General features: G+C 59.7%; 19 protein-coding genes. 8 read left to right on the top strand and 11 right to left on the bottom strand.

Annotated elements, in window-relative coordinates; translation table 11 throughout:
• Positions 1 to 47: 47 nt before the first annotated feature.
• From RFER_RS08520 to RFER_RS08500, 6 genes are all read right to left on the bottom strand, one after another.
• The gene (locus RFER_RS08520; RefSeq protein WP_011463981.1) at positions 48 to 269 is read right to left on the bottom strand and encodes a DUF2970 domain-containing protein; all 222 of its coding nucleotides are present in this window, start codon (positions 267 to 269) and stop codon (positions 48 to 50) included.
• Positions 266 to 865, bottom strand: coding sequence for a cytochrome c oxidase assembly protein (locus RFER_RS08515; protein WP_041790431.1), 600 nt, complete (start codon positions 863 to 865; stop codon positions 266 to 268). The genes RFER_RS08520 and RFER_RS08515 overlap by 4 nt, the downstream gene beginning before the upstream one ends.
• 3 nt (positions 866 to 868) lie before the next feature.
• Complete coding sequence (locus RFER_RS24565) at positions 869 to 979, bottom strand: cytochrome oxidase small assembly protein (protein ID WP_404818570.1); 111 nt, start codon at positions 977 to 979, stop codon at positions 869 to 871.
• A gap of 21 nt (positions 980 to 1000) precedes the next feature.
• Complete coding sequence (gene ctaD / locus RFER_RS08510) at positions 1001 to 2620, bottom strand: cytochrome c oxidase subunit I (protein WP_011463979.1); 1620 nt, start codon at positions 2618 to 2620, stop codon at positions 1001 to 1003.
• Positions 2621 to 2660: 40 nt separating this feature from the next.
• Positions 2661 to 3866, bottom strand: coding sequence for a cytochrome c oxidase subunit II (coxB, locus tag RFER_RS08505; protein WP_041791753.1), 1206 nt, complete (start codon positions 3864 to 3866; stop codon positions 2661 to 2663).
• A 146-nt stretch (positions 3867 to 4012) separates the two neighbouring features.
• Positions 4013 to 4900, bottom strand: a complete 888-nt coding sequence (locus RFER_RS08500) for a class I SAM-dependent methyltransferase (RefSeq protein WP_011463977.1) — start codon at positions 4898 to 4900, stop codon at positions 4013 to 4015.
• Positions 4901 to 4940: 40 nt separating this feature from the next.
• Here RFER_RS08500 and RFER_RS08495 point away from each other — a divergent pair, with 40 nt between their 5' ends.
• Both RFER_RS08495 and RFER_RS08490 read left to right on the top strand, forming a co-directional pair.
• Complete coding sequence (locus tag RFER_RS08495; protein ID WP_041790428.1) at positions 4941 to 5645, top strand: ComF family protein; 705 nt, start codon at positions 4941 to 4943, stop codon at positions 5643 to 5645.
• A 9-nt stretch (positions 5646 to 5654) separates the two neighbouring features.
• Positions 5655 to 6140, top strand: coding sequence for a tRNA (cytidine(34)-2'-O)-methyltransferase (locus tag RFER_RS08490; RefSeq protein WP_011463975.1), 486 nt, complete (start codon positions 5655 to 5657; stop codon positions 6138 to 6140).
• Here the strand turns inward: RFER_RS08490 and RFER_RS08485 are convergent.
• The 5 genes from RFER_RS08485 to ftsY form a co-directional block, all read right to left on the bottom strand.
• Positions 6117 to 6572: a MaoC family dehydratase gene (locus RFER_RS08485; RefSeq protein WP_011463974.1), complete on the bottom strand. Its 456-nt coding sequence runs from the start codon at positions 6570 to 6572 to the stop codon at positions 6117 to 6119. The two genes, RFER_RS08490 and RFER_RS08485, sit on opposite strands and share 24 nt — an antisense overlap.
• A 76-nt stretch (positions 6573 to 6648) precedes the next feature.
• The gene (locus RFER_RS08480) at positions 6649 to 7266 is read right to left on the bottom strand and encodes a ParA family protein (protein WP_011463973.1); all 618 of its coding nucleotides are present in this window, start codon (positions 7264 to 7266) and stop codon (positions 6649 to 6651) included.
• A 78-nt stretch (positions 7267 to 7344) separates the two neighbouring features.
• Positions 7345 to 8016 (bottom strand): alpha/beta hydrolase, encoded by a 672-nt coding sequence (locus RFER_RS08475; RefSeq protein ID WP_011463972.1) that lies wholly within the window; start codon positions 8014 to 8016, stop codon positions 7345 to 7347.
• Between the two features lie 62 nt (positions 8017 to 8078).
• Positions 8079 to 9110 (bottom strand): GGDEF domain-containing protein, encoded by a 1032-nt coding sequence (locus RFER_RS08470; protein WP_011463971.1) that lies wholly within the window; start codon positions 9108 to 9110, stop codon positions 8079 to 8081.
• Between the two features lie 76 nt (positions 9111 to 9186).
• Positions 9187 to 10281, bottom strand: a complete 1095-nt coding sequence (gene ftsY, locus RFER_RS08465) for a signal recognition particle-docking protein FtsY (protein ID WP_011463970.1) — start codon at positions 10279 to 10281, stop codon at positions 9187 to 9189.
• A 29-nt stretch (positions 10282 to 10310) separates the two neighbouring features.
• Here ftsY and RFER_RS08460 point away from each other — a divergent pair, with 29 nt between their 5' ends.
• From RFER_RS08460 to RFER_RS08435, 6 genes are all read left to right on the top strand, one after another.
• Complete coding sequence (locus RFER_RS08460; RefSeq protein WP_011463969.1) at positions 10311 to 11840, top strand: M16 family metallopeptidase; 1530 nt, start codon at positions 10311 to 10313, stop codon at positions 11838 to 11840.
• A gap of 32 nt (positions 11841 to 11872) precedes the next feature.
• Entirely contained in the window at positions 11873 to 13255 is a 1383-nt protein-coding gene (locus tag RFER_RS08455) for a M16 family metallopeptidase (RefSeq protein ID WP_041791748.1), read from the top strand.
• Positions 13256 to 13331: 76 nt separating this feature from the next.
• The gene (locus RFER_RS08450; RefSeq protein ID WP_011463967.1) at positions 13332 to 14312 is read left to right on the top strand and encodes a YihY/virulence factor BrkB family protein; all 981 of its coding nucleotides are present in this window, start codon (positions 13332 to 13334) and stop codon (positions 14310 to 14312) included.
• A gap of 49 nt (positions 14313 to 14361) precedes the next feature.
• Positions 14362 to 14988: a 16S rRNA (guanine(966)-N(2))-methyltransferase RsmD gene (gene rsmD, locus RFER_RS08445; RefSeq protein ID WP_166485691.1), complete on the top strand. Its 627-nt coding sequence runs from the start codon at positions 14362 to 14364 to the stop codon at positions 14986 to 14988.
• 84 nt (positions 14989 to 15072) lie between these two features.
• Entirely contained in the window at positions 15073 to 15573 is a 501-nt protein-coding gene (gene coaD, locus RFER_RS08440; RefSeq protein ID WP_011463965.1) for a pantetheine-phosphate adenylyltransferase, read from the top strand.
• Positions 15574 to 15700: 127 nt separating this feature from the next.
• Positions 15701 to 16171, top strand: coding sequence for a universal stress protein (locus RFER_RS08435; protein ID WP_011463964.1), 471 nt, complete (start codon positions 15701 to 15703; stop codon positions 16169 to 16171).
• The last annotated feature ends 16 nt before the right edge of the window (positions 16172 to 16187 follow it).

Genomic DNA, 16187 nt, shown 5'->3' with positions numbered 1-16187 from the left:
CATTCTTTCCAGTTCTGTTTAATCTTCATGAGACGCCAGGATCGACCCTATTTGGCAACCACCACGTTCACCAGCACGATCAGGCCAACGACCAAAATGATGATCGTCACAACCCCCACCACGATGATGTGAATCGGACTGACTTGCGCCGCATCTTTCTCCAACTCGCTATTCTTTCTGATCCCCAGCAGCGACCAGGCCACCATCTTGATGGTGCGAAAAAACGCCCCGGACGCTACCGGTTTGGTCTCGTGCCCCGGCTCACTCATGACCCAGCTCCGATGCCGATCTGACCGGTCGCATCAGCCAAAGGAGCCGCCGGTGTCTTACCCCCTACCTCAAAAAAGGTATAGGACAGCGTGATGGTCTTTACATCTTTGGACAACTTGGGATCAATCACAAACACCACCGGCCAGACTTTCTTTTCGCCCGGCTCCAGGGTGTGCTGCTTGAAGCAAAAACACTCCAACTTGTTGAAATGGGTGCTGGCCTGCACCGGCGCATAGCTTGGAATGGCTTGCGCTGACATCCGCCTGTTTTGCACATTTTGAAACTCGTACATCACCGTGGCCATTTCACCGGGATGCACCTGCAGCGATCGCTGAGCCGGCTTGAACTCCCAAGGGCCGCGCGCGTTGGCGTCGAACTCGACCGTGATGGTTCGACTGGCGTCAACCTGGGTATTGGCAGGCAATGTCGCCTTGGCACCGGGCACGTCGCTGTCACCCAGCGCGAGAATATTGACACCCGTGGCCTCGCACACAGCCTTGTAAATGGGAACCAGCGCGTAACCGAATGCGAACATGCCCACTGCCACGACAAACAGTTTGCCGACCATTCTGATGTTTTCACGCCGTAGAGTCATACCCTACTTGCCCAAAAAAATCATCTTGACCATGAAACCAACAAAGACCGCGACCGCCACCGATGCCAGGATCAGTCCGGTTTTCAGGTTGGCTTTTTTTTGCTCGGGAGTCATCATGTTTCCGATCGTCATGCGCTAAGCAATAACCTTGGTTGCCGTGGCATCCAGCTTGGGCGGCGTCTCGAAGGTGTGGAACGGTGCCGGCGAAGGCACTTCCCACTCCAGACCTTCCGCGCCTTCCCAAGGCCTTTGCGGCGCCTTTTGGCCTTTGCCCATCATGGTGGGGGTCACGATGAAGAGCAGGAAAAAGACCTGTGCAAAGCCAAAGAAGAAAGCACCTACCGAGGCCACCGCATTGAAATCGGCAAATTGCATCGGGTAATCGGCATAGCGGCGCGGCATGCCGGCCAGCCCGAGAAAATGCATCGGGAAGAAAGTGACGTTGAATGCAATCAGTGACCACCAGAAGTGGATCTTGCCGCGTGTTTCGTTGTACATGACACCAGTCCACTTGGGTGACCAGTAGTAGTAGCCGGCAAACATGGCAAACAAGGAACCGGCCACCAGCACGTAGTGGAAATGGGCCACCACGTAATAAGTGTCCTGCACCTGGATGTCAATCGGTGCCATGGCCAGAATCAGGCCGGTAAAACCACCCATGGTGAAGACGAAGATGAAGCCCACCGCAAACAGCATCGGGGTCTCAAAGGTCATGGAACCCCGCCACATCGTGGCCACCCAGTTGAAAATCTTCACAGCCGTCGGCACGGCGACCAGCATGGTGGCATACATGAAAAACAACTGACCGGTCACCGGCATGCCGGTGGAAAACATGTGATGTCCCCACACAATGAAGGACAGGATCGCAATGCTTGAAGTGGCATAGACCATGGACGCGTAGCCAAACAATTTTTTGCGCGCAAACGCCGGCACGATCTGGCTGATGATGCCAAATGCCGGCAAGATCATGATGTAGACCTCCGGGTGACCGAAGAACCAGAAAATGTGCTGGTACATCACCGGGTCGCCACCACCGGCCGGGTTGAAGAAGCTGGTACCGAAATGGCGGTCGGTCAAGGTCATGGTGATGGCGCCGGCCAGCACCGGCATCACGGCGATCAGCAAATACGCCGTAATCAGCCAGGTCCAGGAAAACATCGGCATTTTCATCAAGGTCATGCCCGGGGCGCGCATGTTGAGCACGGTCACGATGATGTTGATGGAACCCATGATGGAGCTCGCACCCAATAAATGCATGGCAAAAATGCCGGCGTCCATGCTCGGGCCCATTTGCAGGGTCAGTGGCGCGTACAGCGTCCAGCCTGCTGCTGGCGCGCCTCCCGGCATGAAGAATGAACTCACCAGCATCACAGCGGCAGGAACCATCAGCCAGAAGCTGAAGTTATTCATGCGGGCAAACGCCATGTCCGAGGCGCCAATTTGCAGCGGAATCATCCAGTTGGCAAAACCCACAAAGCCCGGCATGATGGCGCCGAACACCATGATGATGCCGTGCATGGTGGTGAGCTGGTTGAAAAGCTCAGGATTCACCAGTTGCAGGCCGGGCTGAAACAGCTCAGCTCGAATCAGCAGGGCCAGCACGCCGCCAATCATCAGCATGGTCAGGCTGAAACACATGTACAAAGTACCGATGTCCTTGTGGTTGGTCGCGTACACCCAGCGGCGCCAGCCGGTGGGTGCGTGGCTGTGGTGGTCATGCTCGACGTGGTCGTCGCGGTCTAGAACGGCACTCATGCTGATTTCCTTCTCAATACTCGTATTAGGGTGATGCCGTTTACTTGCGCGCCGCCGTCACATCAGACGGCTGAACCAGTTGGCCGGTCTTGTTGGACCAGTTATTTTTGGTGTACGTCATGACCGCAGCGATCTCGGTGTCGCTCAACTGCTTCCATGAGGGCATCACATTGGTCTTGCCGTCGGGCAGCGCCACCGTGCGGCCATTGAGCAGCACGGTAAGTTGTTGACCCTTGTCTGCATCAAGCACCACGGCAGAACCATCAAGCGGTTTGATTGTGCCCACACCCTTGCCGTTGGGCTGATGGCAGGCGGCGCAATTGGCAGCGTAAACTTTTTCACCGCGGGCAAACAATTCTTCTGCCGTCCAGACCTTGGTGGGATCGTCGGCCAGCGCGGCCAGCTTCTTCATTTCTTCATTGACCCACAGGGTGTAATCCTCGCTTGACACCACCTTCACATGGATCGGCATGTAGGCGTGCTCCTTGCCACACAACTCAACACACTGGCCGTGATAGTCGCCGATTTTTTCCGCCCGAAACCAGGTGTCGCGCACAAAGCCGGGAATCGCATCCTGCTTGATGCCAAACGAGGGAATCATGAAGGAGTGAATCACGTCGTTGGCAGTGGTGATGAGGCGGATCTTTTTGTTGACGGGAACCACCATCGGGTGATCGACTTTCAACAGGTAATCTTCCACCTGCTCGCCCGCTTTGGGACCGCCATTATTTGACATTTCGCGTTGTGTGCGGTCCAGCGCCGAGAGAAAGCCGATGCCTTCGCCCTCGCCCTTGAGGTAATCGTAGCCCCACTTCCATTGCATGCCGGTGACCTTGATGGTGAGGTCGGCATTGGTGGTGTCTTTCATGGCCACCACCACTTTGGTGGCCGGCAGCGCCATCAAGATCACAATGACAAAAGGCACGATCGTCCAGACAATCTCGACGGTCACCGATTCATGAAAATTGGCTGACTTGTGCCCCACCGACTTGCGGTGTTTCCAGATGGAATAAAACATCACCGCGAACACGGCAACAAAAATCGCCGTGCAAAGAATCAACATGAACCAATGCAGCCAAGCCTGTTCTTCGGCAATTTTGGTGACGGGCGGGTGCAAATTGAGTTGCCGCACCGCCGGGCCACCCGGCAAATCACTGACGGCCTGCGCCGCCGTGAAGGCAACCGTACCTGCCCAGGCACTTGCGACCAACAATGTGGCCGCCAATTTACTGAAAATGCGCTTCATCATGTCCACTTTTATATTGCCTCAAATTAGCCGGGTCTGAACCAACATCGCCGACAGCGACCGGTGACCCGGTTGGCGCTACCCAACTCCGGACAGGATTGTAGTTCACACTTTTTTACACGACGCGGCGTTGTCAAGCCCTTTTATTAAGATTTGTTCGAAAATTTCTTGCGTTGGCTCAAGGTTTCACGCATTTGGTCCAGGGAAAGCACGGTTTCAGCACGCATTGTCAAGCGCGGCGCGGGTTTGAAGGCGTGGCCGTAAATGACCTCGAACGTCAGCTGCAATGGCAAGCGCTCGAGTTCCCGATGCAATTGTTCGCGCCACTGCCGGCCGCGCAAACCAGGAAAACGTTGCGGCTGCAAATTGCGCCCCAGGCCACGCAGTTCCTGCAACAAGCGCTGTGGCGTCTCGAAGGTCAGCGTAATACGCTCCATGTCCATCACCGGCTCGGCAAAACCGGCGGCGCCCAGCATGTCGCCCCAATCATGCATATCAGTGAATTCGTGCGATGGCGCGGGCCAGCCCAACGACTGGTAAAGACCGCGCAGTTCCTGCAAGGTATCGGGACCCAGACAGGAAAACATCAAAAACCCATCCACGGCCAGCGCCCGGTGCCACTGCGCCATCACGTCCTGCGGATCGGCCGCCATGTGCAGGGTCATATTGGCCCACAGCATTTGCACCGCGCCATCGCCCGGCATCTCAAATTGCGTTGCCCCGGCGGTCCAGCGTGTCGGCCGCCACCACGGCTTTGCTATTTGTTTTGCAGCGTACTGCGCTTTGTCCTTGCGGGCTTCGGCCACAAAACACCCAGCATGGGGATAGCGCTGCGCCAGCAGCGCATGCGCCTGCAGCCCCCCACGCACCGGCTCCCAATGGGCCCAGCTGTCGGGCTGGCACTTGATCCAGGCCAGTCGTTCCTCCATACGCCGCGCCACCTCCTCATGCAGCCACGGTGACGGAGCAGGCGCCATGCGCTGCCAGCGCTGGGCCGCTTGAGGATCGATGGTGGGGGGACGTTGAGTGGACATAAGACAGGGCGTGATGGAGTCGGCAGAGTATATTGACTCCATGTTTTCCAGCTTGCTTAAAGGGACGTCCCGGGTTTTAAACTCGCTGCCCAGCCAGTGCCGGGTCTGCCATGCCTGGCCCGCGCAGCCCATCTGCGAGACCTGCGTGAGCCGCTTCGCCCAGCCGCAGCCACGCTGCGAAACCTGTGCGCTGCCGGTGCCACAGCACATCCGACGCTGCGGCGCCTGCGTCAAAACCCCAGCGCCACTGGATGCCTGTCTGGCTGCGGTGGCTTACGCCTTCCCCTGGTCAGACTTGATCGTTGACTACAAGTTTCACAACAACCCCGGCCTGGCCAATGCCTTCGCTCTGTTGCTGCGCAGCACGCCGTGGGTGGAACCCGCGCTGGACGCGGCCGACCTCGTGCTGACCATGCCGCTCTCCAGACAACGCCTGCAAACGCGCGGCTTCAACCAGGCCCTGTTGCTGGCGCACCGTCTCGCGCCCGACAAGACCAACACCCGACTGCTGCTGCGCATCAAGGACACGCCGGCGCAGAGCTCGCTCAAACGTGCCGAGCGTCTCGACAGCCTGAAAGACGCGTTTGCGGTTGATCCTTTACTTGTTGCGCAACTCAAAGGCGCGCGCGTCGTGCTGGTAGACGATGTCATGACCAGCGGCGCCTCGCTCTTTTGCGCGGCGCGGACACTGCGGGCAGCGGGCGCGGCGCACATCACGGGCCTGGTGATTGCGCGCACCGAATAACATCAGCCCATGTTTCATATCGTCCTGGTCGAACCCGAGATCCCGCCCAACACCGGCAACATCATCCGCCTGTCGGCCAACACCGGCTGCGCCCTGCACCTGATTGAGCCGCTGGGGTTCTCCATGGACGACAAGCACATGCGCCGGGCCGGGCTGGACTACCACGAGTACGCCACCGTCAAGCGCCATGCCAGCTGGCAGGCCTTTCTGGCTGGCGAACAGCCAGCCCCCGAGCGCATGTTTGCCCTGACCACCCGCGCCGGTCGCAGTGTTTATGAGGCGCAATTTGCGCCCGGTGACTGGCTGGTGTTTGGGTCTGAAACCAAGGGCTTGAGCGACGCCGTGCGGCAATCATTTACCCTCGCTCAAAGCCTGAAGCTGCCCATGATCGAAGGCCAGCGCAGCCTTAATTTGTCAAACGCCGTGGCGGTCACTGTATTTGAAGCCTGGCGCCAAAACGCCTTTGGCGCATCACGGGTAGTGCCGCGCGACTGACTCGGCCACGCACACCGGCTTGGGCGCGCCCTCACGCTCAATCGCCACCTGCCAGGTCATTTGAACGCCACCCTGGTCGATGGGTTCACTGTTGAGCAGTTTCATGCGGGCGCGCAGGCGACTACCCACCGGCACCGGGGCCGTAAAACGAACCTTGTTCAGCCCATAGTTCACGCTGAGGCGGGTTTGCACAATGGTCAGAGAGGACTCAAAAAAGCGGGGAATCAGCGCCAGCGTCAAAAACCCGTGCGCGATGGTGCCCCCAAATGGCCCCGCCTTGGCTTTCTCGAGGTCCACATGAATCCACTGATGGTCGCCAGTGGCTTGCGCAAACTGGTTCACCTGTTCTTGTGTGATGGTGATCCAGTCGCTCACGGCAACTTCCTGGCCGATCAAGCTTGAGAGTTCGGAGAGAGTTTGAAAAGTTTTCATGCAGCCACTGTAGCGGCGCGCGCGCAAGTCACTTGTCAGATGAGCGACAAAGCAGCCCGCTCACCTGCTCAGCCAATCAAGTTTCCAGCCACTCGCCTATCGCCTGCCACTGCGCCAGGTCTTTTTCTACCCGGCCGGGCGCCACATCAAACAGGGTCAGGCCACGGGCTGCCAAATGAATATAGTTTTGCGTATCACGCAGGTAACCCAACACCGGTAGGCCCAGGGAGTCCACAAATTCATGCAGTTTGTCAGCGGCGATGGTGCGCGCGTCCACCCGCATGCCCACCAGGCCAATCTGCAATTTGTCATGGTGCCTGTTCTGTCGCAGTTGATCCAGAAACGCCCGCGTGGCAAAAATATCAAAAACACTGGGTTGCAAGGGCACGATCACCTTGTCCGCCAGCTTCATCACATCATTGAAACGCCTGCCATGCAGGCCCGCAGGCGTGTCGAGCACCACATGGGTCGTGCCTTTGGGCGGTTTGGCGATCAGGTCGGCGCTCACGCTCCAGGTGGCGATGGGACGTGCGGCCGCCGGGCGCAAGCCCAGCCACAAGCGTGAGGACTGCTGGCGGTCCGCATCGCCCAACATCACGGTGTGTCCGCGGGACGCGAAATAACCTGCGATATGTGTGGCCAGAGTGGACTTGCCCACGCCGCCTTTTGGATTGGCAACCACGACCACTGGCATGACGCGCTCCTGTAAATTGAACTCTGTGCGCTATGTTAGCGGCAGGCAAAAACAACACAAGACACTTTCAGACCATCCTCAGCCCAGCACGTCGGCCAGGAAAAGCGAAATGTCGGCCACTTCGCGCGGATGCACGCTGTGCGGCATCGGGTAGCTGTGCCAGTGCACCGGGTAACCCAGGCTGAGCAGCAGATCGCGCGAGGCTTCGCCCCGGGCCGGCGCCACCACCGGGTCCTGGCTGCCGTGCGCCATGAAGACGGGCGTGCAGGCATTGGCGGCGCTGCGCTCGGCGGCAAAGGTATCTGCCAGCGGCAGGTAGCCCGACAGCGCCATGATGCCTGCCAGCCGCTGCTTGAAGCGCAAACCGGTGTGTAGCGCCATGGCGCTGCCCTGCGAGAAGCCCGCCAGCACCATGCGCTGGTACGGGATGCCGCGCGCCGCCTCGTGCTCGATCAGTGCGGCAATTGCCAGCGCGGACTTCTGGATGCCGGCCACGTCCTGACGGCTCACCAGATCGGTGCCGCGAATGTCATACCAGGCCGGCATGACATAGCCGCCGTTGAGGGTCACCGGCATAGAGGGCGCGTGTGGAAAGACAAAACGGATCGGTGGGCAGGCGCGCAAGTCCAGCTCGGGCACCAGAGCGGCAAAGTCGTTGCCATCGGCGCCCAGACCGTGCAGCCAGATAACGGCAGCCGTGGGCTGCGGGGCCGATTCAATTTCTATGCGGGGAAGCAGGGTGTTTGTCATATGTAATCAGTTGGGGACAGAGCTTGTTCGCTTCGGGTAACTGTGGTCTGTCCCACAAGGTTTCAAAACAATTCCATGTCGCCGACGTTGGCGGCCTGCTCCACCAGCACACCGCTGGCAACCAGGGCGGCATGGCTGCACACCTGGTTGCGGCCATGCTCCTTGGCATAGTAAACCGCCTTGTCGGCGCGCTCAAAGGCGCCACTGGGGGTGTCGCCGGTTTTGATTTCAGAAAAACCGATGCTGATGGTGATGCTGCCAACCTGGGGAAACAGGTAATTTTCGGTGTTGGTTCTTAGCCGCTCCAGCGCGGCAGCCGCCTCTGCCTCGCCATTGCAGCGCATCAGCACCACAAACTCTTCCCCCCCAAAACGGTAGAGCTGGTCGTGAAAGCGGAAACTGACGCGCATCAAGCGTGCCAGCAGCAGCAGCACTTCGTCGCCGATGAGGTGCCCGAAGTTGTCATTGACATGCTTGAAATGGTCAATGTCAATCATCGCCAGCCAGAAGCTGCCACTGCAGCTGGTGTCGCGCCGCTTGTCGGGCGCGCCATCGACGGCGACTTGCTGCGCCAGCGTTGCCTTGAGAAAGGCACCATCAAAGGTCTTGCGATTGAGCAGCTCGGTCAGTGCATCGCGCTCGCCATAGTCGAGCAGGCTTTGAAAATTGAGGTACAGGCGCAGCACGCCACTGACCAATCGACTCAGTTCCTCAGACAGCGGCTCCTGGGTGGCGATTTCAAGCACACCGATCGTACCCGGGCTGCTGCTCACCGGAAATACCGTGATGCCGGGATATAGCCTTGACTGCATCACCAGTTTGCCGACGCCGGCCTGCTGGCGCAGCGGGTACTCAGCCAAACGTGGCAGTGCCAGCAAATCGGACCAAGCCGAGTCAAATACGGGCACCCGTTGATCGGCCTTGATCTGGGCGGTGGTCAACCAGCGCTCATTGCCGGCTTCACCGACAACGCGACAGATCGCTGCGGTCTGCGGCTGCAACAAGTCATGAATGGCACTGACCAGGGCGAGGTCGAGCGCACCGCGATCCCGAAGGTCGGTCAGGTCGGCTAACTTATCAACGAGTTGTGACATGCGCGCAGTTTAGCGGGTTGAAGCCGCCCACCTAGAGGGTCACTGCGGATAAGCAGATGGCAAAAAGCCTATGGCGTCATGCCAACAGTGCCTGCGCAAACTCACGGGCATTAAACGTCTCAAGGTCTTCAAGCTGCTCGCCCACGCCGATGAAGTACACCGGCACCGGCCGCTCCCGCGCTATGGCAGCCAGCACGCCGCCCTTGGCGGTGCCGTCCAGCTTGGTGACGATCAGGCCCGTCAGGCCCAGCGCCTCGTCAAATGCCTTCACTTGCGTCAAGGCGTTTTGACCGGTGTTGCCGTCGATCACCAGCAGGATTTCATGCGGTGCCGTGGCGTCGGCTTTTTGCACCACGCGCTTGATCTTTCGCAGTTCTTCCATCAGGTGCAGCTGGGTTGGCAGGCGTCCGGCGGTATCGACCAAAACCACGTCTTTGCCACGCGCTTTGCCAGCGCTGACCGCATCAAAGCTCACGGCCGCCGGGTCGCCACCCTGCTGGCTGATGATCTCCACGCTGTGGTCGGGTGTGTCGGTGCTGGTGCCCGCTCGCGTCGCCCAAACGCCCAGTTGCTCACGCGCGGCCGCCCGGAAAGTATCCGCAGCGGCCAGCAGTACGCTAGCGCCGTGCATCGCCAGGTGCTGGGTGAGCTTGCCGATCGAGGTGGTTTTGCCCGCACCATTAACACCAGTGACCATGATGACGGTGGGCTTGTGCTGCCCAATGACCAGCGGCTTTTCCAGTGGCAGCAGCAATTCGGTGAGGCTTGCCACCAAAATGTTTTTCAGGGCCACCGGGTGGGTAATGCCACTCTCCTTGACCTTGCGCCGCAAATCATCGAGCAGGTACTGGGTGGCCGCGACCCCCGTATCGGCCATCAGCAGCGCGCCTTCAAGCTCTTCGTAGAGCGCCTCGTCAATCCGGGTACCGCTAAAAACGCCGGAGATGCTGTTGGCCGTCTTGCCCAGGCCTGCTTTAAGTTTGTCCAGCCACTTTTGCCGCTCAGGCGGCACACTGGCGGGCAGGGGAATGTCAATCGGCGTGACCAGGGCGCTGCCAATCAAGGAACCACTGCGGATGGGTGTTGCCGCGCCCGCTGGCTCAGTCGCCGCGTCGGGTGACTTTGGCAATACAGGGGTGGGAGGAGGTTTCTTTTTGAAAAAACTGAACATTTGGCAACTTCTTAGAATCACAGCATTCTATGAAACGACTCACCTCCCCTGTGCCCATGCGCTTGATATACCAGTATTTTTTCTGCTTTTCGCTCCGCGCAGTCGTCACGTCTTGGGCGCAACTGTCAGTTCGACCACGCCTGCAGGGCCCCTCCAGTCCCCGTCCGCGTGCTGTGTGGCAGCGCTTGCCCTGGTACGGCCTGTTGCTTTTGGGCGGCCTGACGGCTCACGCGCAAACCCCGAGCCCGGTGGAACAATTCACCCTGGCCAATGGCTTGACCGTCATCGTCAAACCCGATCGACGCGCGCCCACTGCCGTCCACATGCTGTGGGTGCGGGTGGGTGCCATGGACGAGGTGAACGGCACCTCCGGCGTGGCGCATGTGCTGGAGCACATGATGTTCAAAGGTACAGCGACCGTGCCGGCCGGTGCGTTCTCGCGCCGGGTCGCGGCCCTGGGCGGGCGCGAGAATGCCTTTACCACCAAGGATTACACCGGCTTTTACCAACAGATTCCCGCCGCGCGGCTGGAAGAAGTGATGAAGCTGGAGGCCGACCGCTTTGCCCATAACCAGTGGCCTGATGGCGAGTTCAAAAAAGAGCTGGAAGTGGTCAAGGAAGAGCGCCGCCTGCGCACCGAAGACAACCCACGCGCCCTGTTGCATGAAGCGCTCAACGCGGCTGTTTTTGTTGCATCGCCCTACCGCCGGCCCGTTGTCGGCTGGATGAGCGACCTGGAGGCCTTGACATCAGCGGATGCACGGGCGTTTTACCGACGCTGGTATGTGCCGGCCAACGCGGCGGTGGTCGTGGCCGGTGATGTGGATGTGGCGCAGGTGCATCGACTGGCTGAAAAATACTATGGTGTTTTGCCCGCACGGGCCGTGCCAGAGCGCAAGCCGCAGCAGGAACCTGAACAGGTTGGCCTCAAACGCCTGGCGTTCAAGGCGCCCGCTGAACAAGCGTATGTGAGTTTGGCATTCAAGGTGCCGAGCCTGAAGTCTTTGGATGAAAAAAAAGAGAACGCTGACGCGCTGGCGCTCACCGTGCTCGCGGCCGTACTGGACGGCTACAGCGGTGCCCGGCTGGAGCGCGCCTTGACCCAGGGCGAGGGTCGTGTCGCCGACAGCGTCGGCGCCGACAACGGCCTGCGGGGTCGTGGGCCGCAGTTGTTCTCGCTGGTAGGCGTGCCCTCGAATGGCAAGACGGCCGAGCAAGTCGAGCTCGCGCTACGCGCCCAAGTCGCGCGCGTAGCGCGCGACGGTGTGCTTGAGGCGGAGCTGGCGCGCGTCAAGACCCAATGGGTGGCGAGCGAGGTTTACAAGCTCGATTCGGTCTTCAACCAGGCGCAGGAGCTGGGCAGCAACTGGGTACAGGGGCTGCCGCTGAACGCGGACGCGCTTTTGATCGAGCGCTTGCGTGCGGTCACCGCGGAGCAGGTCAAGGACGTGGCACAGCGCTATTTTGGCGATGACCAGTTGACCGTGGCCGTGTTGTTGCCGCAGCCGCTGGACAAAACCCGCATCCGGCGCACGCCCCCAGCGGGCGCCCGGCATTGATGAAGCACCTGACACAGATCAAAGCACATCTCATGATTACTATAAAAAAAATAGCTGCTTGGGCAGCATGGACGGGGGCTACAGCTCTATTTCTTATAAATCCGGTGCAGGCCGGCATTCCCATTGAACATTGGACGCAAGCCTCCGGCGCGCAAGTCTACCTGGTGCAGAGCCACGGCATTCCGATGCTGGATGTGCAAATCGACTTTGACGCCGGCAGTCGGCGTGACCCTGCCGACCAGGCCGGGCTGGCCAGCGTCAGCGCCAGCATGACCGGCAAGGGCGTTCTGGCAGGTCCGGGCAATGCAGCGGGCGCTGGCGCCACCGAACCCGCCCTGGACGAGAATGCCTTGAGTGAAGCCTGGGCGGACCTGGGTGCCTCGTTTCACGCCGGTGCCAGCCGCGACCGCATGAGTTTTTCGCTGCGCTCACTCACCGACCCGGAGTTGCTGGCCCGGGCGGTGCAACTCGCGGCCCGCCAACTTGGTGAGCCCGCCTTCCCCGAGGCGATCTGGCAGCGCGAGCGCGAAACCCTGAACGCCGCCATCAAGGAAGCCAACACCCGCCCGGCAACGCTGGCAAATCGCGCCTTCGCAGCGGCAGTCTACGGCCCGCACCCCTATGGCTTTGAGATGACAGAGGCCACCTTGGCGCGCATCAGCGTGTCGGATATGAAGTCGCTGCATGCCCGCCTGATTGCCCCGTGCCGGGCCAAGGTGACGCTGGTGGGAGCGGTCAACCGGGCCCAGGCCGAAGCGTTGGTGACGCAGTTGTTGGCGCGCCTGCCCACCGCGGACGCCGCCTGCCCGGCGCTGCCGACCGTGGCGGAGGTGGTGCCGCTGGACAAGCCCGTCGTCAAGCAGATTTCATTCGACTCCGCGCAGGCCCATGTGCTCATCGGACAACCCGGTTTCAAGCGCAATGATCCCGATTACTTTGCGCTGACGGTGGGCAACTACATTTTGGGCGGTGGCGGCTTTGTCTCGCGCCTGACGAACGAGGTCCGCGAAAAGCGGGGTTTGAGCTACAGCGTGTACAGCTACTTCGCGCCCGGTCTGCATGCCGGTGCGTTCACACTGGGCCTGCAAACCCGGCCCGACCAGGCCGAGCAGGCGGTGCAGGTGTCTCGCGACGTGCTCACCAATTTTGTCGCCCACGGCCCGACCGCGGCCGAACTCAAAGCCGCCAAAGACAACCTGATCGGTGGCTTTGCCCTGCGCATCGACAGCAACGGCAAATTGCTCGACAACGTTGCCAACATCGCCTGGAACGGGCTCCCGCTGGACTATCTGGAAACCTGGACCCAGCAGGTGGCGAGGGTCACGGCCAAAGACATCAAGACCGCATTTCAGCGCAGGCTGCAGCCAGACAGGATGGTGACGGTGGTGCTGGGTGGCGTGAACGCTGGCAAATGAGGGTTAGTCAGCACGCCCAGATTCAAATGCCGATTGATGAGTTCCATTTTGAGCGGGTAAATTTTCACAACATCAAATGCCCGACATGTATCACAAACAAATCTGGAATCTGATCAATAAATCGGTAGCGGCGTGGATCAACGACTATGCCCCGAGCATGGGCGCAGCGCTGGCCTACTACACGCTGTTTTCGATGGCCCCGCTGCTCATCATCGTGATCGCTGTGGCCGGCCTGTTCTTTGGCGCGGAAGCGGCCCGCGGTGAAATTGTGGCGCAAATCCAGGGCATCATTGGTTGGGAAGGTGCCGTCGCAGTACAGGGGCTGCTCAAGAGCGCCAGGGAACCGGCGCAGGATTTACTGGCAGCGCTGGTCAGTCTCGCGACCCTGCTCATTGGAGCCACCACAGTATTCGCCGAATTGCAAAGCGCCCTTGACCGCATCTGGCGCGTTCCCGCCTCCGTGAAAGGGAATGGACTCTGGACCCTGCTGCGCACGCGCCTGCTGTCGTTCGGCCTGGTATTGGGCTTGGTGTTTCTTCTGCTGGTCTCGCTGGTGGTCAGTGCCATGATCGCTGCCTTGGGCAAATGGAGTGACGGGCTTTTCCAGGGCTGGGAAACCGTGCTTCATCTGCTCACATTCGGCGTCTCTTTTGCCATTTCAACTTTACTGTTTGCGATGATTTACAAGCTGATGCCGCGCGCCAGCATCGCCTGGCGGGATGTGTGGATTGGCGCCGCGGTCACGTCGTTGTTGTTCGAAATTGGCAAATTTCTGATTGGTCTGTATCTGGGAAAGACCGGCGTGGCGTCCAGTTTTGGTGCCGCCGGCTCGCTGGTGCTTCTCTTGGTGTGGGTCTATTTTTCGGCGCAGATTTTTCTGCTCGGGGCTGAGTTCACCTGGGTGTTTTCACACGAGTACGGCTCCAAAACGAGCCAAATTTCGCACAAATCAGCCTCGATCGTGCCAAGCCGTTCGGGCGGGACAACGGCGGCAGCGGATGCCAAAATTGGCAACTTGCGGGCATCAAATCACGAATCAAGTGACATAGACAGCTAATGGACGCGCTACCATGGCGCAAGAATTTCCTCCTTACTCAAGCTCCCTGATGAAACAAGACAAATCCGCAGCGCCACAGAAACCGGCACAGCCCATCCGGCCCCGCAGCCCGCAGACACATGAGGTGCGCATCATCGGTGGTCTCTGGAAACGCACCAAGCTCGCCGTGGTCGAACATCCGGGCCTGCGCCCGACACCCGACCGCGTGCGCGAGACCCTGTTCAACTGGCTGGGCCAGGACCTGACCGGTTGGCGCTGTATCGATGCCTTTGCCGGTACCGGTGCACTCGGCTTTGAGGCCGCGTCCCGTGGTGCCAAAGAAGTGTTGCTGGTGGAGCAGGACACCGCCCTGGTGGCCCAGCTCAAGCGCGTTCAGATCCAACTGCAAGCCAGCACGACGCAGATCGTGCGAGGTGATGGCCTGGCGGCCCTCAAACACCTGGACCCAGCCAGCATGGACGCCGTGTTTCTGGATCCACCCTTTGACTCCGTGCTGTTTGAGGCGGCGCTGCAAGCAGCAGGCCGCGCCGTGGCAGCAGGTGGTTTTGTGTACTTGGAGGCCCCGATTCCATGGACAGACGCGCAGCTTGAGAGCGCCGGGCTGCAAGTGCACCGGCACCTCAAAGCCGGTGCTGTTCACGCCCATCTGCTCAAGCGCATCGGGTCAGACGCTTGAGCGGCGCTGCATAATGTTCATCAGCCAAGCCCCAAGGCCCATTGAGCCACTGAGCTCTTTCTTCACTCCATTGACAGGCAAACCATGGCCAACCACGTGATTGCTGTTTACCCAGGCACTTTTGACCCCATCACCCTGGGCCACGAAGATGTGGTGAGGCGCGCAACGCAGTTGTTTGACCGCGTCATCGTTGCAGTCGCAGCGGGGCATCACAAAAAAGCGCTGTTTTCATTGGAGGAGCGCATGGCCATGACGCGTGAGGCGGTCAAGCACTACCCGAAGGTGCAGGTGGAGAGTTTTTCAGGATTGCTGCGTGACTTTGTGGTGTCACAGGGCGCCAAGGCCATGGTGCGCGGCCTGCGCGCCGTGACCGACTTCGACTACGAATTCCAGCTCGCGGGCATGAACCGCAGCCTGATGCCTGACGTAGAAACAGTTTTTTTGACGCCGAGCGACAAATACCAGTTCATCTCCAGTACCTTTGTGCGTGAAATTGCCTCGCTCGGGGGCGAGGTGGACAAATTTGTATCGCCCAGTGTGAATGAATGTCTAATCGAAAAAGTTCGCAGTCTGGCCCAGCCCTGAGGTCAGTGCCGTTGGCCATGACTGGCGTATATTGACCCCCTGTGGCAGCAGGGTTCAAGCGCGCTTTCCACGCTTGGACCATTTCAATCTCAATCTTCAAGAACCCGAACTCAAACCGGAGAAAAAAATGAAAATATTATTGCCCGTGGATGGCTCCACTGTCGCGTTGGACGCTGTTCGCTTTGCCATTCGCATGGCGCAAGACGGCCTGGAGAGCAGCATGGTGTTGGCCAATGTTCAGGAATCTGCCACTTTGTATGAGTTGATGGTGGCGCACGATCCACAAGTGATTGAAGAGGTCAGCGCCGCGGCTGGCGCTCATACGCTGGCGGCGGCCGAGGCGCTACTGCAGGAGGCCAACATTCCCTACGAGTCTGAAGTGGCCTCAGGTGATCCAGCCCATACCCTGATTGATATTCTGGAGCGTTTTGGATGCGATCTGGTGGTGATGGGTGCCAGCGGCATGAGTCCCTTGCGCAGTGCCTTGCTGGGATCGGTATCCAATGAAGTGCTGCACGCCGCGAATGTGCCGGTCATGATTATCAAGGCGGCGCAAGCACCGGATGTTGATGAGGCTGACCTTGATGAGGTTCAATGACAGGGGTTGAGCCCGC

Source organism: Rhodoferax ferrireducens T118, assembly GCF_000013605.1.
Taxonomy (GTDB): domain Bacteria; phylum Pseudomonadota; class Gammaproteobacteria; order Burkholderiales; family Burkholderiaceae_C; genus Rhodoferax; species Rhodoferax ferrireducens.
Note: the sequence above shows the minus strand (reverse complement) of the source record. Positions and strands in the feature narration are given on the sequence as shown.